General features: G+C 73.0%; 13 protein-coding genes. 2 read left to right on the plus strand and 11 right to left on the minus strand.

Features of this window, described 5'->3' with window-relative positions; translation table 11 throughout:
- Nucleotides 1–4: 4 nt before the first annotated feature.
- Genes AOK24_RS15640 through AOK24_RS15680 form a run of 9 tightly spaced genes read right to left on the minus strand, consistent with a single transcriptional unit; the run spans nt 5 to nt 14,365 of the window.
- Nucleotides 5–1,510: a right-handed parallel beta-helix repeat-containing protein gene (locus AOK24_RS15640; RefSeq protein WP_055720684.1), complete on the minus strand. Its 1,506-nt coding sequence runs from the start codon at nt 1,508–1,510 to the stop codon at nt 5–7.
- Nucleotides 1,511–1,525: 15 nt separating this feature from the next.
- Nucleotides 1,526–3,466 carry a heparinase II/III family protein gene (locus AOK24_RS15645; protein ID WP_055720685.1) on the minus strand — a complete coding sequence of 647 codons (1,941 nt, stop codon included), beginning with the start codon at nt 3,464–3,466 and terminating at the stop codon, nt 1,526–1,528.
- Nucleotides 3,463–5,622, minus strand: a complete 2,160-nt coding sequence (locus AOK24_RS15650; RefSeq protein ID WP_055720686.1) for a bi-domain-containing oxidoreductase — start codon at nt 5,620–5,622, stop codon at nt 3,463–3,465. The genes AOK24_RS15645 and AOK24_RS15650 overlap by 4 nt, the downstream gene beginning before the upstream one ends.
- A 19-nt stretch (nt 5,623–5,641) precedes the next feature.
- A complete protein-coding gene (gene asnB, locus AOK24_RS15655) occupies nt 5,642–7,555 on the minus strand; it encodes an asparagine synthase (glutamine-hydrolyzing) (protein ID WP_055720687.1) in 1,914 nt (637 codons plus the stop codon).
- Between the two features lie 3 nt (nt 7,556–7,558).
- A complete protein-coding gene (locus AOK24_RS15660; protein WP_055720688.1) occupies nt 7,559–9,034 on the minus strand; it encodes a Wzz/FepE/Etk N-terminal domain-containing protein in 1,476 nt (491 codons plus the stop codon).
- Nucleotides 9,031–10,350 carry a Wzz/FepE/Etk N-terminal domain-containing protein gene (locus AOK24_RS15665; protein WP_055720689.1) on the minus strand — a complete coding sequence of 440 codons (1,320 nt, stop codon included), beginning with the start codon at nt 10,348–10,350 and terminating at the stop codon, nt 9,031–9,033. The genes AOK24_RS15660 and AOK24_RS15665 overlap by 4 nt, the downstream gene beginning before the upstream one ends.
- Nucleotides 10,347–11,552, minus strand: coding sequence for a glycosyltransferase family 4 protein (locus tag AOK24_RS15670; protein ID WP_055720690.1), 1,206 nt, complete (start codon nt 11,550–11,552; stop codon nt 10,347–10,349). Before AOK24_RS15670 ends, AOK24_RS15665 begins: the two co-directional genes overlap by 4 nt.
- Before the next feature lies 1 nt (nt 11,553).
- A complete protein-coding gene (locus AOK24_RS15675; RefSeq protein ID WP_055720691.1) occupies nt 11,554–12,864 on the minus strand; it encodes a nucleotide sugar dehydrogenase in 1,311 nt (436 codons plus the stop codon).
- A gap of 31 nt (nt 12,865–12,895) precedes the next feature.
- Nucleotides 12,896–14,365 (minus strand): sugar transferase, encoded by a 1,470-nt coding sequence (locus AOK24_RS15680; RefSeq protein ID WP_055720692.1) that lies wholly within the window; start codon nt 14,363–14,365, stop codon nt 12,896–12,898.
- A gap of 657 nt (nt 14,366–15,022) precedes the next feature.
- Here AOK24_RS15680 and AOK24_RS15685 point away from each other — a divergent pair.
- Nucleotides 15,023–16,438 (plus strand): amidohydrolase family protein, encoded by a 1,416-nt coding sequence (locus tag AOK24_RS15685; RefSeq protein WP_055720693.1) that lies wholly within the window; start codon nt 15,023–15,025, stop codon nt 16,436–16,438.
- 112 nt (nt 16,439–16,550) lie between these two features.
- Nucleotides 16,551–18,446 (plus strand): protein-arginine deiminase domain-containing protein, encoded by a 1,896-nt coding sequence (locus AOK24_RS15690; RefSeq protein ID WP_055720694.1) that lies wholly within the window; start codon nt 16,551–16,553, stop codon nt 18,444–18,446.
- Between the two features lies 1 nt (nt 18,447).
- Here the strand turns inward: AOK24_RS15690 and AOK24_RS15695 are convergent, their stop codons facing one another.
- Nucleotides 18,448–19,221 (minus strand): SDR family NAD(P)-dependent oxidoreductase, encoded by a 774-nt coding sequence (locus AOK24_RS15695; RefSeq protein ID WP_055720696.1) that lies wholly within the window; start codon nt 19,219–19,221, stop codon nt 18,448–18,450.
- An 8-nt stretch (nt 19,222–19,229) separates the two neighbouring features.
- On the minus strand, nt 19,230–21,209 hold a 1,980-nt coding region (locus AOK24_RS15700; protein ID WP_159051884.1), incomplete at its 5' end, for an SDR family NAD(P)-dependent oxidoreductase.

A 21,209-nucleotide genomic window follows, 5' to 3' on the forward strand; every position in this document is an offset into this window, starting at 1 on the left:
CACCTCAGCCACCCCCCTGCGCGGCGAAGGTGCTGCCCGCGTCCTGCCGGTAGGGCGCGCTGCGCCACTGCCCGGCGTCGAGGGTGCGGCTCGGGTCGTGGACGACGAACGTCCACGGGCCGGCGTACACGTTGTCGGACCAGCGGTTGCCCTGCTTCAGCGTGATCGCGTCGGCGACCGAGTCGCCCTGGTACGGCGACCAGTCCGGATAGGTGCCGTAGTTCGCCAGCACCGCCATCCGGTCGCACAGCGTCGTGCAGCCGACGGCCGCCTTGTCCAGCACGAACCGGTTGCCGTGGATCTCGACGCGCTGCGTCTTCCACCGGCAGTCCCCGTACAGCGGCGCCTTCGCGATCCCCGGGCGCGCGCAGCGCCGGGTGTCCTTCACCAGGAGCGTGCAGTCGCCGGACGACGTGTTCGCCGGGCTGTTGCAGAACCGGTCGGCGTTCTCCCACAGGGTGATGCCGGACCAGTTGTTCTCCAGGACGTTGCGGTAGACGTCGATCTTGTCCGTGCGGGCGCGGATACGCGGTTCGCCGCCCGACTCCGACAGATAGACCGTCGCGAGCGGGAAGGAGTCACCGCGATCCGCGTACCGGCGGCCCTCCACCTTGTTGTTGCCCCGGATCGTGTTGCCCCGGATCACCGCGTTGTAGCTGGTCTCGTAGATCAGCGCGGCCCCGTCGTTGTCCTCCAGGACGTTGTCCTCGATCAGGAAGTCGTTGTTGTTGGTGTCCGCCCACAGCCCGGTGCCCCGGTTCCCGTGCACCCAGTTGCCCCGCACGTCGGCCCCGTCGACCGCCCAGAACTTCACGCCCCCCGTACAGCCGCAGCCCGGCTGCCTGCGCTCCCAGTCGCCGGTGTTGTTCCCGGTGATCTCGTTCCCCTCGACCACCAGACCCGTGATCCGGCCCGCCTTGTACGCGTTCAGCCCGTACTGCCCGTTGCCGCGCAGGCAGTTCGCGCGCACCTGCTGCCGCGCCCCCGCCATCAGCCCGGCCCCCGTGTTGTGCTGGATCGTCGAGTGCTCGACCACCCACCCGTCGGCCGAGTCGTGGTTTACCACCCCCTCGTCGTGCGGCGCGACGAAGTTCTGCACGGTCAGATGGCTCAGGACCACATCGCGGGCGGGCCCGCCGAACGCGTACTGGTTGACCTTCCGCCCGTCCAGCACCGCACCCGGCGCCCCGATGTACCGGTCGCCGTCCTTCGGGACGACCTGCGCGTATCGGTCTCCTGCGAGCCGGTGCGTGCCCGGGCGCAGCCAGAACGTCGTGTGCGGCGGGCTGTTCCTCGTCTTCGCCGCCAGATCGCCGGGTACGGCCGGGTCGACGCTCACCGCGCCCTTGGGCGCCGACGCCGGACCCGCCGCCGGCCCGGCGCACACCCGGGCCGACGCCGACACGGACGTGGCCCGCGTCGAGGTCGGCTCCGGGCGCGCGTCCCGCGTGCTGTCGCAGCCGGTCACCGCCAGGAGGGCGAGCGCCGCCGCCCCGTACCACCACCTCATGCCCACCCTCCCTCCTCAGCCGTGGAACCTGAGCACGGTGACGAACCCCTCGACGCTCCCCGTGAAGCCGGTGCCGACCAGCGTCGTCGCGGGCTCCTTGCGCCCGAAGCCGGGGGAGTACCAGCCCAGCGGCGGATCGCTCTCGCCCCGGTGCGCCCGCCACTCCAGCCGCCCCGGCAGATCGAGCGTCGCGGACCGCTCCTCGCCGTCCCGGCTCCACGTCAGCACCGCCCGGCCGGCCTCCAGGCGTGCGGTGACCGCGGGGCCGAGGTGGAACGCGAGCCGTACGGCACGCGGCTCGCCGGACACCTCGTCGACGATCCGTATCTCCCGGTCCGCCGACGTCAGTTCGACCCAGCGGCGGTGCACCGAGGGCCCGTACCCGTCGTGCTCGGCGCCCCACCGGCCCACCCCCGCCTGAGAGGTGTCGGCGACCAGGACGCGGCTGCGCGCGTGCCGGGTCCACAGGAACGGGCCCCCGGACACGGACTGGTCCGCGCCGTCGACCTGGAGCGTGTTGTGGCCGAGCGTCGAGCGGAAGTACCGCCGCCACGCCGGCTGGCCGTGGTAGCAGTACGTCCCCGGGTCGGCGAGCACGTCCACCCCGTCGTGGCGCACCTCCACGGACAGCGCGTCCGCGTGCGCGTGCGCGGCGATCGACAGGAACCCGTGCGGGCCGCCGTCGCACCGGCACCAGATCTCCCCGGGCCCGCGCAGGACGGTCAGCCCGGCGTCCGCGAAGTGCGCCGGCCGGCTCGTGGGACGGTGCCCGCGCTGGTACGGCTCGACGAGCGCGGCCAGCAGCGGGGTGCGGACGTCGGTGCCGGTGACCTCCGGCCACCAGTCGAGCCGCCCGAACAGCGCCTCTCCCGTGGCCAGCAGCGACGCCCAGCGGTTCGTGCCCGCGCCGTCGACGACCAGGCCGTACCCGTCGTCCGCGTCACCCTGCCGGGGCGGGCGCAGGCGGCTGTCGACGACGGCCGCGAGCGCGTCGGTCATCCGCAGCAGCACCAGCCGGACCGACGCCGGGACCGGAACGCCCGACGTGTCCGCCTCGGCCAGTGCGGCGAGGCCCAGTTCGAGGACCAGCCCGTGGTACTCGGTGGCGAGTTCGCGGTTGAGGCCGGACGGGAACGTGTTCCGGCGAAGATGCCGCTCCAGGGAGCGCAGGGCGTCGTCGCGCCAGCGCCGCGAGGCCGGGTACCAGTCGAACGCGCAGGACGCGGCGAACTGCCCGGCCGCCTCGGCGACGACGTGGTTGTTCGCCGACGAACCCCGGCTCGGGAAGGCGGCCAGCCAGCGCTGGTGGTGCCAGATCTGCGCCACTGCCACCGGGTTGTCCTCGAACAGGGCGCTCACGCCGGGCCACTCGTCGAGGAGCCGCCGTATCCACACCCACGACAGCAGCCGGATGCCCAGCTCGATGCCGCTGGTCCAGTGCACCCCGCGCAGGGGCGCGTTGGCCGACCACCACGACTGGAGGTGCGCGGCGACCCGCTCCGCGTAGCGCTCGTTGCCGGTGACCGCGTAGGCGGCGGCGAGGACCGTCAGGTACTGGTGCCGGGACGGCTCCCAGATCTGCTTGATGTCCCCGACGGCCTCCTCGTCGCGGTAGGGCACGTCGAAGGCGTACCCCCAGGGCGCGCGCCGCCCGGTCTTCGGGTCGTACCACCAGTCCGGGGCGTCCAGGTCGTCGCGGACCACCCCGAAGAACTCGCCGTGCCCCGCCATCAGCCGGTCCGCCTCCGCCACCAGCCGCTTCACCGCGTCCGGCGCCACGGCGGCGAGCGCGTCCGGCGGCAGGACGGCGGTGAAGCGGGCGCCGGTCACGTCCGGGCAGACGGGCCGCGCCGACCGCCACCGCCGACGGCGCACCACGTCCCCGGCCCGCCCCGCGACCTCCGCCGGACCCATCCGCGACAGCCGCCGCAGGTACCACCCCGCGTCCATGCTCATCGCGCCCCCGCCAGCGTCACCGGCACCCCGTCGGCCACAGCGGCCCGCACGGCGAGGGTCGCGGCCGTGGTGGCCGCCAGCGACTCCAGCGGCACCGGCATCGGGCCACCGGTCCGCACCGCCTTCACGAACGCGGCGAGTTCGGCGTTCTGCCCCTTGTCGCGGGCCTTCGGCAGGCGCGAACTCACCCACCGCTTGCGGTCGTAGACCGACGCGCGCACGAAGTCGTCGAGGCGCAGCACCTTGCCGTCGGCGACCAGGTCCAGCGTCTCCTTCGGGAAACTCGACGCGCCGCTCGTGACATAGCTGATCGTCGCGGTCGACCCGTCCGGGTAGCCCAGGACGACCTGGAGGTCCTCGCCGCCGACGGCGTACACCGAGACCGGGTCCGCGTCGAGCAGCCAGCTCGCCGTGTCCACGAAGTGCCCGCCCTCCCCGGCGAACCGCGACCCCTCGGTGCCCTGCCGCAGATACCAACTCCCCTGCGCGAGCTGGCCCGCGTTGACCAGATAGCGCAGCGACGCCGGACCGCTCCGCGCGCCGAACCGCTCCTTCGCCTCCCGCAGCAGCGGCGCGAACCGGCGGTTGAACCCGACCTGGAGCCGGTCGTTGCCGGACTCCTCCACCGCCGACAGCACCCCGGACAGCTCCTCCTCGCTCAGCGCGAGGGGCTTCTCCACGAACACCGCCTTGCCCGCGAGCAGCGCCCTGCGGGTCAGGTCCGCGTGGGAGCTGTGGCGGGTGACGACGAACACCGCGTCGATCGCCTTGTCACCGAGGACCGCGTCCAGATCGGTGGTCGCCTCGGCGAAGCCGAACTTGCGCTGTGCGTTGGCGGCGGACAGCGCGGTCGTGGTGACGACCGTGGAGAGTTCGACGCCGTCGCGGCCGGTGAGGTGGGGGAGGAGCATCGAGGTCGCGTAGTTCCCGGCGCCGACGAAGGCGAGGCGTACGGAGGTCTTGGCGGCCCGAGGGGCGGGGGTCACCCGTACGGCGGGCACGGTGATCGTCGGCGCCTCGGCCACAACCGTGTTCTCCGGGTACCGGAACAACACCGCCACAGCCTTGAGTTCGCCGTCCTTCAGGCTCCGGTACGTCTCCACCGCGTCGTCGAAGTCCGCGACGTGGGACACCAGCGGCTCCACGTCGACCCGGCCGCGCGCGACGAGGTCCAGGAAGCACGCCAGGTTGCGGCGCTCCGTCCAGCGGACGTACCCGATCGGATAGTCCCGCCCGTCGAGCTCGTACTCCGGGTCGTAGCGGCCCGGCCCGTAGCTGCGCGAGAAGCGGACGTCCAGCTCCTTCTCGTAGTACGCGTTCCACGGCAGGTCCAGGCGGCACTTGCCGATGTCGACGACCCGGCCCCGGTCCCGGCTCAACCGGGCGGCCAGCTCGACGGGCTGGTTGCTGCCGCCGCCGGCCGCCAGATACACCTGGTCCACGCCGTGACCGCCGGTCAGGTCCACCACGGCGGACTCCACGGCCGGGGACGCCGGGTCGCCGCAGGCCACCGCGCCCAGCCGCTCGGCGAGCTCGCAGCGCGCCGGGTCGGGGTCGGCGCCGACGACGCGGACCCCCGAGGCGGCCAGCAACTGCACCACGAGCTGCCCGATCAGCCCGAGGCCGATGACCAGCGCGACCTCACCGAGCCGGGATTCCCCCTGCCGGACGCCCTGCAAGGCGATCGACCCGACCGTCCCGAACGCGGCGTGCCGGGGCGCGAGGCCGTCCGGCACGGGGGCGTACAGGTTCTTCGGCACCCAGTTCAGCTCGGCGTGCAGCGCGTGCTCGTTGCCCGCGCACGCCACCAGGTCCCCGACCTTCACGTCGTCGACCCCGTCGCCGACCTGCTCCACGACCCCGCACAGCGAATAGCCCAGCGGCGTGTACGAGTCCAGCTTCCCCATCACCTTGCGGTAGGTCGCGGGCACCCCGTTCACGGCCACGCTCTGCACGACCTTCGCCACCTGGTCGGGGCGCGAACGGGCCTTGCCCAGCATCGACATGCCGGCCTCGGAGACCTTCATCAGCTCGGTGCCGGTGGAGATCAGCGAGTAGACGGTGCGCACCAGCACCCCGCCCGGCTTGCACCCCGGCACCGGCACGTCGAGGAGAGCCAGCTCGCCGCTCTTGTAGTTCTGTACGACCTGTTTCACCCGAAGCCTCTTCGTCTCTCTACGCCGTCAGGGGAGCGGACCCGCAGGTCGCGCCTCGGTACCAGTACTCAAGGGTCAGGACGTGCCACAGATGCTTGGAGAAGTCCCGCTGACCCGCCGCGTCCTCGGCGACCATCCGCGCGAGCGCCTCCCGCCGCAGGAACCCGGACTCGACGAGCACCCCGTCGTGCACCACCTCCCGCACCAGCGGCGCCAGATCCCGGCTCATCCAGGCCCGCAGCGGCGCGCTGAACAGGCCCTTGGGCCGGTAGACGATCTCCCGGGGCAGGATCGAGGTGGCCGCCTCCTTCAGCACGGCCTTGCCCTGCCGCCCGGCGATCTTCCGCTCGCCGGGCACCGCGAACGCGGCCTTCACGACCTCGACGTCCACGTACGGCACCCGCACCTCGGTCGACGCGGCCATGCTGGAGCGGTCCGTGTAGGCGAGGTTGAGGCCCGGCAGGAACATCCGGGCGTCGCCCAGGCACATGCGGTTCACGAAGTCGTCGAGCCGGTTGTCCTCGTAGGTGTCCGCGTGCTCGCCGAGTACGTCGTCGACGGTGCCGGCGAGGTCCGGGTCGATCAATCCGAGCAGCTCGGCCCGGTCGTACAGGGTGTAGCTGCGCCGGAACGCGGTCTCCTCCGGCAGGTCCGCGAAGGACAGGAACCGCTTCGCGAACCGCACCGACCGGTAGCCGCGCCGGGCGGAGGCGACCGGCAGCCGGTCCACGACCCCCGAAAGGCCGCGCCGCAGCGGACCCGGCACGCGCTGGTAGCGCAGCGCGAGGAGGTTCGCGAGGTGCTTGCGGTACCCGGCGAACAGCTCGTCCGCGCCCATCCCCGACAGCATCACCTTGACCCCGGCGTCCCGGGCGGCCGTGCAGATCAGGAACGTGTTGATCGCGGCCGGGTCCCCGATCGGCTCGTCCAGGTGATAGGTCATCCGGGGCAGCAGGTCCAGGACGTCGGGCGCGATCTCGATCTCGTGCAGGTCCACCCCGAACCGCCCGGCGACCTGCCGGGCGTAGCGCAGGTCGTCCGGCATCGCCTCGAACTTCGCGTCCTCGGCGCGGAACCCGATCGTGTAGGCGGAGATCCCCGGCCGGTCCCGGGCCGCGAGCGCGGTCAGATAGCTGGAGTCGAGCCCGCCGGACAGGAACGTCGCCACGGGGACGTCGGACAGCAGGTGACGGCGCGTCGACTCCTCGACGACGGCCGCGATGTCGGGTTCCTCCTGGTGCCGGGCCTCGGCGGCGACGTCCCGCAGGTTCCAGTACCGGCCGCGCTCCACCCGCCCGTCGGGCCGTATCCGCAGCCAGCTCCCCGGCGGCAGCTTCTCCGCCTCCCGGAACGCGCACCGCGAGTCCGGCACCCAGTAGTAGAGCAGCGAGGCCACCAGCGCCGCGTGGTCCACTTCCAGCGAACCGCCCGTCACGGCGGCGAGCGCCTTCAGTTCCGAGGCGAACACCAGGCCCTCGCCGCGCCGGATCACGAACAGCGGCTTGATGCCGAGCTGGTCGCGGGCGAGGACCAGCTCGCCGGTCCGCTCGTCGAACACCCCGAACGCGAACATGCCGCGCAGCCGGGGCAGACAGTCCGTGCCCCAGCGCCGCCATGCCTCCAGCAGCACCTCGGTGTCGGAGGTGCCCCGGAACCGCACCCCGGCCCCTTCGAGTTCGGCGCGCAGCTCGGGCGCGTTGTACAGCTCCCCGTTGTACGTCAGGACCAGGCCGGCCTTCGCCATCGGCTGGGCGCCGGTCTCCGACAGGTCGATGATGGCCAGCCTGCGGTGCCCGAGGTGCACCTCGCCGTCGCCGACGGGGTGGCCGTAGTGCCCGGACCCGTCGGGGCCCCGGTGGGCCAGGACGCCGGTCAGCCGGTCCGTGACGGCCTTCCCGTCCGGCCAGCGGTACGTGCCTGCGATGCCACACATGTCCTACCGCGCCTCCTGGTCGCTGTCCGGGACCCGCGTCGCCCACTTCGGCAGCCGCTCCACCCCGTTCCTCCGTAACGGCCTGGGCGCCACCGCCGGCCGCCCCTCCCACAGCGTGCCGTCGGTCCGGTCCCGCGGATCGGGGTCGATCAGCACCACGCCGACCACCTCGACCCGCTGGTCCGCGAGCTGCCGCGCCACCGTGTGCAGCCACGCCGCGCTGCCGTGCCCGGCCCGCACCACGAGCACGGTCCGCGTGCCGAGGTGACGCAGGTCGGTCCACGCGGTACCGGGCGCCACCGAGCCGACGCCGATCTGCCGTTCGGCCGGGGACGCCGGGACGTCCGGGACCCGCGTCACGACGGTCGGGTCACCCGGCCGCGGCTTGCGGCGGGCGAGCCGCGACCCCGGCAGCGCGTCCACGACGGTCACCGGACCCTCCGCCACCAAGGCGCGGGCCAGGTCCAGGGCGATCGCCGCCGCGCCCCGCGCGCACCCCAGCTCCAGGACCGACAGCGGTTCCGCCGAGGCGCGGACCGTGCGGGCCAGCGACGCGGTGAGACGCTCACGGGCCGCCCGGTCGCGGCGGCGCCCCCACAACCTGGGGGAGCGGCGGGGCAGTTCGGCGGTGACCGAGGCGTTCAGGTGCGCCGCGATCTCCCGGCGCAGGACGGGCCGGTCGGCGACCACCGTGCCCACGGCGGCCCCCGCGAGCCCCAGCACGAACCCGAGGACCAGGCCGATCACCCCGTCCGTGGCGGCGGCCTTCGGCAAGGAGTGGCTCAGCGCGCGCGGCGCGTCCACGATCTGCGTGCCGGCCACCAGCCGAGGCGTGCCGATCCGCGCCTCCGCCGCACGCTGCCCGAAGTCGGTGACCCGCGAGGTGAGTTCGGCGCGGCGGGCGAACAGCGACTCCAGGTCCGCCGACGCCTGGGGCCCGGTCTGCCCCGAGCTGTCGCCGATCGCCTCGTCGACGCGGGCGAGTTCGGCCTCCAGCCGGCTGCGCTGGTCGAGGAACCCCTTCGCCTCGGCGTCCGCCGCCTGCTGGATGCGCCGGACGTGGTCGGCGACGAACGCGTCCGCCAGCGCCTTGGCACGGGCCACCGCCTCGGTGTCGCTCGCGCCGGTCACCGTGATCTGGAGCAGGTTGTTCGTGAGGCCGAGACCGCTGTAGTCCCGCATGAAGTCCTCCGGCCGCTCCGGCGACCTGAGGGCCTTCAGCGCGGCGTCGGCGATCCGCGTCGTACTGAGCAGGGCGACATCCGTACGGATCAGGGTCCCGGGGTCGTTCGGCTGGTCCGCCTGGTGGGCGACCAGCACCTTCGCCACCGCCGTCGGCGCGGGCGGCAGCAGCACCGGCACCGAGGCGCCGGCCGCAAGCCCCAGCACGGCCGTCGCACACCACAGCCGGCGGCGCCTGCGCACCGCGACCACCAGCGCCTGGAGGTCGAGCAGGGGAGCGGAGTCCGGTGTCGTCATACCGTGCCCCCCGCCGCGAGGGCCTTCTGACGCCGGCCCGCAGCGCGCGCCGCGCGAGCGGTGACGGGCGCCGACAGGACGACGCCGACGACGGCGTGCCCCGCGTCCGCGCACGCCTCGGCGATGCCGGACAGCTCCGCCGCCGTCCACTCGCCCGCGCTCAGCACCACGAGGGCGCCGGACTCCGCGTCGTAGTCCGGGACCACCGGCCGCTGCACCGAGACCCCGGCCACGGCCAGCAGGGGATCGCCGCCGGACACGGCCACCAGGTGCTCGGCGGCCTCGCGGGCGGTGTCGTCGCCGTCCGGGACGAGCACCAACAGGCTGTGCGCGAAGGGCAGTTGCTCGCGGATACGGGCACACACCCGGCGGAAGCGGATCTGCCGGTCGGCCTCGTCACCGGACGGCTGCGGCGGCGGCACGTCCCAGCGGACGTCCGTCCCCAGCAGCCGGCGCAGCCCACGGCCACGCGCCCGCTGCCCGGCGGGCACGTCGACCGTGCCGAGGAGCGCCGAGCCCAGCGCCGCCGCGATCTCCGGCTCCGCGCGCAGCCGGCGGTTCATCCGGGCGGCGGTCAGATGCCCGATCACCGCGAGGAGGAACGCCAGCAGGCCCCCGCCGACGGCCAGTTGCATCCGCGTCGGCGGCGCCTCACCGGCCGGCCTCGGCGCCGGGCCCATCACGACCATGGCCGCCTTCCCGGACGCCGGGCCCGCCTCGTTCAGCTGGGTGACGGCCTCCTGCAACGCCGTCCGCAGCTTCGTCAGCTCCGTACGGGTCTGCACGCTCTCCACGGACTGCCCCGTACCGGCCGCGTCCGCCAGCTCCGAGATCCGGCGCCCCGTCTGCGTCACGAGCCGGCGCAGCTCCTCGGGCCCCGAGGCCGCCTCCGGATCGCTGTTCTCGCCCGCGACCCGCGCCGCGAACGCCACGAACTGCCGCGCCACCTCGTCGGCGAGCCGCTGCGCCTCCTGCGGCGTCGTCTCCGTGGCGGAGATCTTGACGATGTTGCCGTCGGCGGCCGTCGCGCCCACCCGGTCCTTGAGGCCGCTGCCGTCGACACCGGGCCGGTCCAGGGCGGCGGCGGCCCGGTCGAGCACCACCGAACTGGTCGCGATCTGCGCCTGCGTCAGCAGCTCCCGCTCCTCCCACGCCCCCGGCAGCAGCACCGACGCGGACGTCGTGTACTTCGGCGGGAACACCAGGGAGACGCCGTAGCCGGCGAGCGCGCCCAGCACGGCGAGCAGGACCAGCAGCCGCCGGCGCCGGCTCAGGATCCGCCCGACCGTGACCAGCCGTATGGTGTCGTCGCTCAACGGTGCTGCCTCTTTCCCGTGCTCCGGGAGGCGGCGGCGTACGCGGCGAGCAGCGCCGTCTGCGAATTGCGCCAGGACAGCGGGCCGTTGATCCGCTCCCGGCCCGCCTCGCCCATGCGGGCCCGCCGCTCGGGGTCGTCCAGCAGCTCCACGATCAGCTTCGCGAACGCCGACTCGTCGTTGGCGGGCGCGTAGAGGGCGGCCTCCCCGGCGGAGACCCGCGCCTCCCGCAGTTCGAACGAGACGATCGGCCGGCCCATGACCATGTACTCCAGGACCTTGTTCATCGTCGACACGTCGTTGAGCGGGTTGTGCGGGTCGGGGGACAGGCACACGTCCGCCGACGACAGGTAGCGCGCCAGATCGGCGTCCGGGATCCGGCCCGTGAACTCCACCCGGTCCGTGAGGCCGAGCGTGCGGGACAGCTCCACCATCGCGTCGAAGGTGTCACCGCCGCCCACGAACACCGCGTGCCAGTCGTCGCGCCCGCACTCGTCGCGCAGCTTCGCCAGCGCCCGCAGCGCGTAGTCCACGCCGTCCTGCGGGCCCATCACCCCGAGGTAGCACAGCAGATGCGGCTTGCCGCGCTTCAACTCCGGCTCCGGGGGCACCGGATGGAACCGCTCGACGTCCGGCGCGCTGCGCACGACGAACACGTCCTCCGGTCTGCGCCCGCCCCGGCGTACGGCGACGGCCTTGTAGCTCTCGTTCGTCGCGAGCACCACGTCCGCGACCCGGTACGTCAGCCGCTCCAGCGCGCACACGCCCCGGTAGAGCAGGTCCTTGCCCCGGTCGAAGCGGGACAGGTACAGCTCCGGCACCAGGTCGTGCTGGTCGAACACGAACCGCGCGCCGCGCCGCTTGAGCCACAGCGCGGGCAGGAACAGCAGGTCGGGCGGGTTGCAGGCGTGCACGACGTCCACCGGGCCCACCCTGCGGGCCAGCCGGAACGTGTGCCACAGCGCCGCCCCGTACTCCCGCAGATAGCCGGCCGGGCCGCCGGTCGCCGCGTGCAGCGGGTAGCGGTGGATGCGGATGCCGTCGATCACCGCCTCCGGCTCCGTGTCCCGCTTGCCGCCCTGCGGGCAGATCACGTCGACCCGCCAGCCCGCGTCGCGCAGCGTCGCGCACTCCTGCCACACGCGCCGGTCGAACGGCACGGACAGGTTCTCCACCAGCACCAGCGCGCGCCGCGCGCTCATCTCACCAGGCAAGGCCCACGTACCCCGGTTCGGCCCGGCGCGCCTCGGCGTCGGGGAGGCGGACGAGGTCGACGATCAGCGGGCTCCCGCCGTGCGGGAGCGCCGCGAGGACCTCCGGGGCGCGGGTGCCGACCAGGCACACCTCGGCGTGGTCGAGGACCTCCTCCACCGAGTCCGCGAGCAGCTGCGCCAGGTGCGGCAGCCGCGTCTCGATGTACTCGCGGTTCGCGCCCAGCAGCCGCGACAGGCTCACGTTCGCGTCGTAGATCTTCAGGTCGTACCCCTTGCCGAAGAGACGTTCCGCCAGCTCGACGAGCGGGCTCTCGCGCAGGTCGTCCGTGCCGGGCTTGAAGGACAGGCCGAAGATCCCCGCCCGCCGCTTGCCGGTGCGCTCCACCAGCTCCACCGCCCGCTGGAGGTGGTCGGAGTTGGAGGGCAGCACGTGCGACAGGATCGGCACCGACACGTCGGCCCGCTGCGCCGCGTGCACCAGGCTGCGCAGGTCCTTCGGCAGGCAGGACCCGCCGAACGCGAACCCCGGCCGCAGATAGGCGGGGCTGATGTTGAGCTTGCGGTCGGCGAGGAACACGTCCATCACCTGGTGCGAGTCCACGCCGAGCGCCTGGTAGACGGCGCCCAGCTCGTTCGCGAAGCCGATCTTCAGGCCGTGGAAGGCGTTGTCCGCGTACTTGATCGCCTCGGCCGTCGGCACCGACACCCGGAACACCTCGCCCGGCAGCCCCTCGTACAGCGCGGCCACCACGTCGCCGCTCGCCGCGTCGAGTTCACCGATCACGGTCTTCGGCGGGTCGAAGAAGTCCCGCACGCTGGTGCCCTCGCGCAGGAACTCCGGGTTGACCGCGACCCCCACGTCCACCCCGGCGCCCGCGTGCTTCTCCAGGATCGGCACCAGCAGGTTCAGGCAGGTCCCCGGGAGCATCGTGGAGCGGAACACGACCGTGTGCCGCCCGCCGCGCTCCGCGAGCGCCGTACCGATCTCCTCGGCGACCCGCTCCAGGTACGTCGTGCACAGGCTGCCGTTGGGCTCCGACGGCGTCCCCACGCACACCAGCGACACCTCGCTGCCCGCGATCGCCTCCCGGACGTCGGTGGTGGCCCTGAGCGTCCCCTTCCCCACGACGTCGGCGATCAGCTCGCCGATCCGCTCCTCGACGACCGGGGCCTTTCCCGCGTTCACCAGGTCGACCTTGACCCGGTTCACGTCCACCCCGATCACCTCGTGCCCCATACCGGCCAGGCACGCGGCCGACACGCAGCCCACGTAGCCGAGCCCGAACACGCTGACTCTCATGCCCCGTTCCTCCCCCTGCGCGTCGCGCGCATCAGTAGGCCCCCTGTCCGTGCACCACGGCACGCAGCGTCTTCCACAAGATCACCGTGTCCAGCGCGAGCGACCAGTCCTCCACGTATCTGAGGTCGAGCCGCACCGCCTCCTCCCAGGACAGATCACTGCGCCCGCTGATCTGCCACAGACCGGTGAGCCCCGGTTTCACCAGCAGCCGCCGCCGGATGTCCGGGCCGTACACGGCCGACTCCTCCGGCAGCGGAGGCCGCGGGCCGACCAGCGACATCGAGCCCGTCAGGACGTTGAACAGCTGCGGGAGTTCGTCGATCGAGTAGCGGCGCAGCAGCGTCCCCACCCGGGTCACCCGCGGGTCCCGGCGGAGCTTGAACATCGGCCCAGCGCCCTCGTTGAGGTCCGCCAGCGCCGCCTTCGCGCGGTCGGCGCCGGGCACCATGGTGCGGAACTTGACCATGGTGAACTCCCGGCCGTCCTTGCCGGTCCTGAGCTGCCGGTAGAACACCCCGCCCCGGCTGTCCAGCGCCACCAGCAGGGCCACGCACACCATCAGCGGCGCGAGCAGCACCAGCAGGAGCGCCGCGCCCGTCCGGTCGACGATCCCCTTGACGACCCGCCGGCCCCCGGTGAACGCCGGCATGCTGACCCGCAGCAGCGGGATGCCGAGCACCGCGTCCACGTGCAGCCGCGGCCCCGCCACCTCCATCAGCACCGGCGCCACGACCATCTCGGCGTCACTGCCTTCGAGGTTCCACGCCAGACGCTGCAACCGGTCCGGGGACCAGTGCGGGTCCGGGGTGACGGCGACGACCCGGTAGCCGTCGCGGTGCACATGACCGGCGACGTCCGCGAGCCGGCCCACCACCGGGACGCCGTCCAGCTGGCCGCCGTCCGCGCCGGTCGTGCACACCGCCTCCACCCGCCAGCCGATGTGCGGGAACTTACGGGTCCTGGTGATCAGGTCCCGTACGGTCGCCGGGCTCCCGGCCGCGAGCACCGGTCTCAGGCACCGGCCCTCCTTGCGCTGCCGGTGCAGCCACAGCCGCAGCACATAGCGCGCGGTCATCGTGGTGAGCGCGATCGCCGGGATCGCCACGAAGATCCACAGCTTGATGTTGCGCGAGGTCAGGGCGATCCCGCCGAGCGCCAGCACGACGGTCGCCGCGAACAGCGAGCGCCCCAGCCGGCGGAACTCCTCGGCGCCCTGGCCGAGCACGGCCGGCACCCACGCCCGGCCCACCGCGAGCGCCCCCAGCACCAGCACCTCGGTGCCGAACGCCAGGATCCCCCACTTCTCGTGCCAGTTGGCCGCGTCCCTGGCCCCGAACAGATTGCCGATGGCCGCCACCACGAACGCGGTCGCGACCGTGTCACTGACGATCACGGTACGTCGGTAGCGCTGCTCCCAGTCGATCTCGGGCTGACTGATCGTCCCGTCCGCCGGACGCCTGCGCGTCGGCGCGAAAGGGCCGACGGTTCCCCCTTGTCGCACAGAACCCCCCCGGGTCCCCAGTGGTTCGACGTGTATGCCTCACACTGTTGCTCCCCCTCGGGAGGCCCCCGCCTCCCGTGCTTTCCTCCCCTTTGCGCGCGACAATCCCGCTGTTTCAGAGGTGCATGAGCAACTTGCTCGCGGAAACCCGCCGAAACCCCGGACGCTCCCCGCGCCCAAGGCCCCCCGGGCTCCAGGGACTTTCCATGGCACGGGACCAATTGATCTTTCCTGGCCGCCTTGTGCCCGAACACCTGAAGCACGGTCAATCTAGACCATCGGCGGCCGTATGAAGAGAAGTTGTGTGGAATTTGTGCTCTTGTTTTGAGACTGAATCGACCGATCGGTGAGTGCCTGCGGAGGCCCCAGGTGGCCGGGAGCATCGAATCGGCGGGCGAAACGTTCGACACTGTCCCCGAAATGCGGATTCGACCTGGCGCTTTACCCGCTCTTGACACCGCATCGCCGTGAATTCTGACGGACCGTCAGGTGTGTCGGCGGGCCGGCGATCGCATGAAGACACGGCGTCGCAACGGCGTCACACAGCGCGTTCGACCGGCATACGGTCCCCCCAGGAAGGCCGGAAAGCGTGTACCGGCACCCTCACGAACGGGGCACGTACAAAAGCAAAGGGGGAACGGAACTCAGGGAGAGCCGATGAACACCGTCCTCGTGCGCGGCGGCCACGTGGTGACCATGGACCCCGAACGCGGCGACCTGCCGGACACCGACATCCTCGTCCGCGACGGCCGGATCGCGGACATCGGCACCCGGCTGCCCGCGCGCGGCGCGGACGTCGTCGAGGCCGGCGGCAGGATCGTCGTCCCCGGCTTCGTCGACACCCACCAGCACGTCTGGCAGGGCTTCCTGCACGGACTCGCCGCCGACTGGAGCTTCGCCCGGTACATGCGCGAGGTCCGCGGCGGGTACGGCGGCTGCTTCGGGCCCGAGGAGGCCTACCTGGGCAGCCTGCTCGGCGGACTGGAGTCGATCTCCGCCGGTGTCACCACCGTCGTCGACCACGCCCACCTCCAGACCACCGCCGAGACCGGCGACGCCCTGCTGCGCGGGCTGTGGGACAGCGGCATCGGCGGATACTTCGCCTACGCCCTCCAGAACGCCCCCGACTGGCTGGGCGACGCCCCCACCGGACCCGAAGCGCTGAACGACCTCCTCACCCGCACCCCGGACGCCCACCACGACGACCGGTTCCGCGCCGCGCGCACCACCCTCGCCGGGCTCGACGACACCGGCACCCACCGGCTGCGGCTCGGCGTCGCACTGCCCGAGACCGCCGCCTACCTCCCCCTCGACGCCGCCCGCACCCTCCTCGAACGCGTCCGCGCCCTCGGCGCCGAGTTCATCACCGCGCACTGGAACGCGGCCGTCCACGGCGGCCGGTACGTCTCCACCCTCGCCGCGCTCGTCGACGAGGGCTTCTTCAGCGGGCCCACCGTCCTGTCCCACTGCAACCAGTTCAACGACGACGACCTCGACGTCCTGGCCCGCGCGCACATCGGCCTCGCCACCACCCCCGGCACCGAGGGCGGCATGGCCCTCGGCCCGTTCCTCGCCCGCCGCCTGGCCGAACGGGGCGGAGCCGCCGGCATCGGCATCGACACCTCCTGCTACACCCGGTGCGACCTGCTCGCCGAGGCCCGCGCCCTCCTGCTCGCCGAACGCCGGGCCGCCGACAGCCTCGCGAAGGAACCCCTCCCCGCCCGCGCCGCCCTCGAACTCCTCACCAGCACCGGCGCCCGGGCCGTCGGCCTCCACGACGAGACGGGCACCCTCACCCCCGGCAAACGCGCGAACATCACGGTCGTCGCCCCCGACCCGATCCGGGGCCGCGCCCTCGGCGACCCGGCCGTCACCCTCCTCTTCCACACCAGCCCCTCCGACATCGAGACCGTCCTCGTGGACGGCGTCCCCCGCAAACGCGCCGGGGAACTCGTCGGCCACACCCCCGCGACCCTGGCCCCCCGCACCGAACAGGCCCGCCACACCATCCGCACCCGCTACGTCACCCTGCCCCAGGAGGTGATCGCGGGCGCGTGGCAGGGCATGTTCTAGCCCTCGACCACCACGGCGGCATGCGCTTCGAGGAACTCCCCCTCCACAGGGAACGCACAGTCAACTCTTCGCCTCTTGCTGGGAAACGCTCCCCAAGTGAGAGGAACTCACCGTGCGTCGTCGTACACGGATACGCCCCGCCGGGTCACTCGTGCTCGCCCTCGCCGCCGCCGGCTCGGTGCTCGCGGTCCCGGCCGCGGTCGGCGCGGAGCGGGTACCGCAGGCCGATCTGAGGGCGGACGTGAACCGGGACGGGAAGGTCGACGTCACCGGGAGCGGCGACACGGCCGGGGAGGACACCTGGACCGTCGCGCGCGGCGCGCTCTTCCTGCCGAACCTCGACGACGACTCCCGCCGCTGCCCCCGCACGGGCACCGACGCCCAGCTCGCCGCCTGCAACGACGCCTCCGACACACGGGTCAACGGCGCCGCGGACGCCGCCGACCTCGCCCGCCTCCGCACGGTCCCCCTCCCGAACGCGAAACCGAACACCACAGGCCGCCTCACGCTCACCGCCGGCGCCAAGTACACGCACCTCTTCCTCAAACGCGCCGGCACCTGGACCCTCGTCACCCCGCGCACCCGCCTCACCGCCGCCGAACTGCGCACCGGCGTCGAACTCGGCGTCGAGGCCACCGACATCATCCGCGACAAGGCGACCTGGGACGGCCGCGCGGTGATCCGCCTGACCGTCACCACCCCGAAGGGCTCCACCACCGACTCCGTCACCCTGCGCGTCGCCCCCCTCCTGACGCACCACCACCTCCAGAACGCCCAGCAGGTGATGGTCACGAAGATGAGCGGGGACGAGGACGACCTGTACGGCCAGGAACAGGCGAAGTTCGTCAAGAACCTGGCCGGCGAGGTCAAACGGGCGGGCATCACCGCGCCCCTGATCACCTTCACCAAGTACAACGACCCTTGGGCACAGGACTTCGTCGAACCGGCCTACGTCAGCATGACCGGCCCCGGCGGCAAGCGGCAGGCGATGCGCGTCATGCTCCGCTCGCCCCAGCCCGACCGCGACGCGGGCCGCGAACTCTTCGAGAAACTGCGCGGCCGGGACGTCGGCGCCGTCCAGCTCGCCAACCCCGACCAGCCGAAGGACTGGTCGCTCAACTCCTTCGGCAACCTGGAGACCATCCCGCCCTACACCCACAACGGCCGCGCCTACCCGGCCGGCCGGATCATCATGGGCGAGCGCAAGGACAACGGGGCCCGCCCCTCGCAGAAGATGCGGACCCTCCTCGCCTCCCAGGGCCTCCAGGACCCGCTGCTCCTGGACACCTCCTGGCTCGGCGTCGGCCACGTCGACGAGTTCGTGCAGTTCCTGCCCGCCGACACCCCGCGCGGCTGGCGTATCGGCCTCGCCGACCCCGACGGCGGCCTGCGCCTCCTGCGCGACGCCCAGAAGGCCGGGCACGGGACGACGAAGGTGTTCTCCGTCCCCGTCAAGTCCGGCGCGCAGGCCCCGAAGGCGACCATCGACCAGGCCCTCGCCTCCCGCGACCTCCTCGCCGACAACCAGCAGGCCGCCCAGCGCATCGCCGCGAACCTCGCGATCCTCAAGCGCGAGACGGGGATCACGGACGCCGAGGTCGTCCGCGTCCCCGCTCTCTACCAGCGCGAGTACCAGCCGACCGGCCTGCGCGCCCCACGCCTGACCCGCGTCGGCCCCGACCTCGCCGAACGGCTCCAGGAACACGGCCAGCACCAGTGGCTGACGTCCGCCAAGGCCGCCGGGACGGTCACGACCAGCGCGTACGTCCCCGGCGCCGTCAACGGCGTCGTCCTGTCCCGCACCCGCTACCTCGCCCCCCGGCAGTGGGGGCCGGTCATCGGCGGCAAGGACATCTTCACCGAGGCCGTCACCGCCGCCTACCGCAGTGCGGGCATGACCGTGTCCTACATCGACGACTACTACACGTACCACCTGGGCATGGGCGAGGTGCACTGCGGGACGAACACCCTGCGGGACACGTCGGCCGCCTGGTGGGCGCGGCCGTAGCTCACAGCGTGGTGCCGCCGTCCACGGGGATCGACGCCGCCGTCACCCCCGCCCCGGCCGGCGACGCCAGCCACAGCACCGCCGCCGCGACCTCGTCCGGCAGGGTGAGCCGTCCGGTGAGTGTGCGCCCGGTGAGGTGCCCGATCAGGCCGTCGAAGTCGGTGCCCAGCACCTCGGCGGCCACCGGGCCCTTCTCCCGCACCCAGTCGGTGAGCACCGCGCCCGGGCAGACGCAGTTGGCCGTGATGCCGTGCGCGGCGACCTCCTTGGCCAGGACCCGGGTGAACCCGATCAGCGCGTGCTTCGCCGTCGCGTAGGCGCACAGGCCCGGGTCCGGGTCCCGGCCCTCCATCGACGCGATGTTGACGATCCGCCCGGACCGCTGCCGGATCATCGGGCCCAGCGCCCTGCGCGTGGTGTAGAGCGCCGGGTCGAGGTTCAGCGACAGCGTGTGATGCCACACCTCGTCGCTGATCTCGGCGATCGTCGCGAACTCCGAGGCCCCGCCGACGTTGTTGACGACGACGTCGAGGCGCCCGAACCGCTCCAGCACCGTGTCCACGGCCCGCTCGGCGTCCGCGCGGGACGTCGCGTCACCTGTGCACAACACGACGTCGTCCCCCGCGTCCAACTGAGCGAGCGCCCTGCGCCCGGCCCGCTCGTCCCGGCCGCTGATCACGACCTGGGCGCCCGCCGCGAGGAACCGGTGGGCGATGGCCAGCCCGATACCGCGCGTGCCGCCGGTGACGAGGGCGGTCTGTCCGGTGAGTTCCATGATGCCCTTCACTTCGAGGTGAGTTCGGTGCCGGTCAGGCCGGTGATCTGGGCGAGGACCCGCCCGTCGGCGGTCCGCGCGGTGCACACGCCGGTCGCCGCGCAGTGGGAGAGGACAAGCCCCTCGGGATGGGCGAGGGCGAGCGCGGTGTCGTCCGCCTCCGTGTGCAGCGCGATCCGCGCGGCGCGGTGCGGCACGGCCGCCGTCCTCGCCAGCCACTGCGTCCGCGCGAGGCTGTCGAGCAGGACACACGGCGTGGCCAGCCGGGGGAGCCCGGCGCCGGGGCGCCAGCGGCAGGAACGTCCGCCCGGACCGGCACGCCAGTCCTCGGTGGCCCGGAAGACACCGGTGAGGAGAGCGGGCGAGGTGTCCTCGTAGTAGGGATCGGTGACGGCGGGCCAGTCCGCGCCGGGCTCACCGGCCGGCACGGGCAGGGGCGCCGGGCCGCCGAGCCGTACGACCGCCCGGAAGTGCTCACGGTCCCGGGCGAGGACCCGGCCGTCGGGCGCGACGGTGTCGGAACGGACGACGACGGCGACGGACCGGGGGCCGGTGCCGCCGCCGGCCCTGGCCGTCACCCGGTAGGCCGCCGGAGTGCCGTCCGGGCGTGGCCGCACCCACGCCGAGAACACGAGGTTCTCCACCGCGCGCACCGGCAGCCCCGGAACGAGCGCGCGCGCCGCCTGCACGGCGAGGTCCGCCAGCATCACACCGGGCAGTGTGGGGCGGCCGTCGATCATGTGGTCCAGGAGGAAGGGGTACGTGCGGACATCGAGGGAGAACCGCCAGAGTCCTGGCCCGTACGGGTCGCCCAGCAGCCCCGGGGAGCCGGGCCGCTCCGGGGGAGCCGGTAGCCCATGAGAAGCCGGCAGCTCCGGAGAGATGGGCACCCTCGGGGAACTCGGCAGATCGGACACGGACCGGCGCCCGGGCGGGTTCTGTGAACCGGGCGAGTCCCGTGGACCGGGTGAGGGCGGCAGAGCGGGGGAGTCCCGCAGCCCGGGTGAGTTCCGTAGGCCGGGTGAGGCCGGCGGTTCGGTTGCGGCCCGCAGTCCGGGGAACTGCCGGTCGAAGGAGGCGTGTTCGGCTGCTCCGAGGAACGTGACGAGCCGGTCGCCACGGGGCCGCGCCAGCTCGTCGAGGAAGTGCGCCACCCCCTCCGCCGTCGTCATCCGGCTGAGCCGGGCCGTGCGGGCGGTGTACGACTGGACGACACTGCCCGAACCGAGCCCGGTCTCGTCCCAGATCGTCCACGCGATCGTGAACTCGCCGTCGTCCCCGGCGACTTCGGCGGCGCCTGCGAGGAAGTCGTTCGCCGGCGAGTAGTCGCTCTCCCCGGGCAGCCCCGCGAGCCCCGTCACCGACCCGAAGTTGCACCACAGCCGGGGGGCCGACACCCCGCTGAACGCGTCCCGCAGATGGTGATAGCCGGCCACCTTCACGTCCCGCACCCGCCGCATCCCCGGCAGATCCTTCCGCGTGATGTCCCCGGGATGATGCACCCCGGCCCCGTTGACCAGCAGATCCACCCGCCCGATCTCTCCGGCGATGCGCCGCACGGCCTCAGCGTCGGTCACGTCGGCGGTGTGGAAGCGGACGTTCTCGGCGCCGCACAGCTCCCGCAGCCGGGCCAGGTTCACCCGCGACTCCCGCGCGTTCAGCAGCCGCTCGAACCGCTGGTTGATCTCCCGCACCGAAAGCCCGGGCAGCGCGGCCCGCTGATCGGCGATGAACTCGGCCCGTAGCTGCGGCAGTTGATCGTCCCCGGCGGCCAACAGCTCCTCCGGCACGTCCTCCAGCCGACTGGACCCGATCAAGTGCAGCCGCACCGGCACCCGTTGGGCCAGCCCGATCATGCACGCGGCGGTGATCCCCCGCGCACCCCCGGTCGCCACCACGACCGACCCTGGCGCCAACGCGACGGGCCCGACCGGTACGTCGTCCTCGCGCAGCCGCTGGACCAGCCGCACCCCGCCCCGGTGCACGAC

The sequence above is a fragment of the Streptomyces niveiscabiei genome (genome assembly GCF_001419795.1).
Classification (GTDB): Bacteria; Actinomycetota; Actinomycetes; order Streptomycetales; family Streptomycetaceae; genus Streptomyces; species Streptomyces niveiscabiei.

Bases quoted from the DNA above. Each gene is read 5' to 3' on its own strand.
- AOK24_RS15640 (WP_055720684.1), bottom strand. From the start codon at position 1,510: ATGAGGTGGTGGTACGGGGCGGCGGCGCTCGCCCTCCTGGCGGTGACC.
- AOK24_RS15645 (WP_055720685.1), bottom strand. From the start codon at position 3,466: ATGAGCATGGACGCGGGGTGGTACCTGCGGCGGCTGTCGCGGATGGGT.
- asnB (WP_055720687.1), bottom strand. From the start codon at position 7,555: ATGTGTGGCATCGCAGGCACGTACCGCTGGCCGGACGGGAAGGCCGTC.
- AOK24_RS15660 (WP_055720688.1), bottom strand. From the start codon at position 9,034: ATGACGACACCGGACTCCGCTCCCCTGCTCGACCTCCAGGCGCTGGTG.
- AOK24_RS15670 (WP_055720690.1), bottom strand. From the start codon at position 11,552: ATGAGCGCGCGGCGCGCGCTGGTGCTGGTGGAGAACCTGTCCGTGCCG.
- AOK24_RS15675 (WP_055720691.1), bottom strand. From the start codon at position 12,864: ATGAGAGTCAGCGTGTTCGGGCTCGGCTACGTGGGCTGCGTGTCGGCC.
- AOK24_RS15685 (WP_055720693.1), top strand. From the start codon at position 15,023: ATGAACACCGTCCTCGTGCGCGGCGGCCACGTGGTGACCATGGACCCC.
- AOK24_RS15695 (WP_055720696.1), bottom strand. From the start codon at position 19,221: ATGGAACTCACCGGACAGACCGCCCTCGTCACCGGCGGCACGCGCGGT.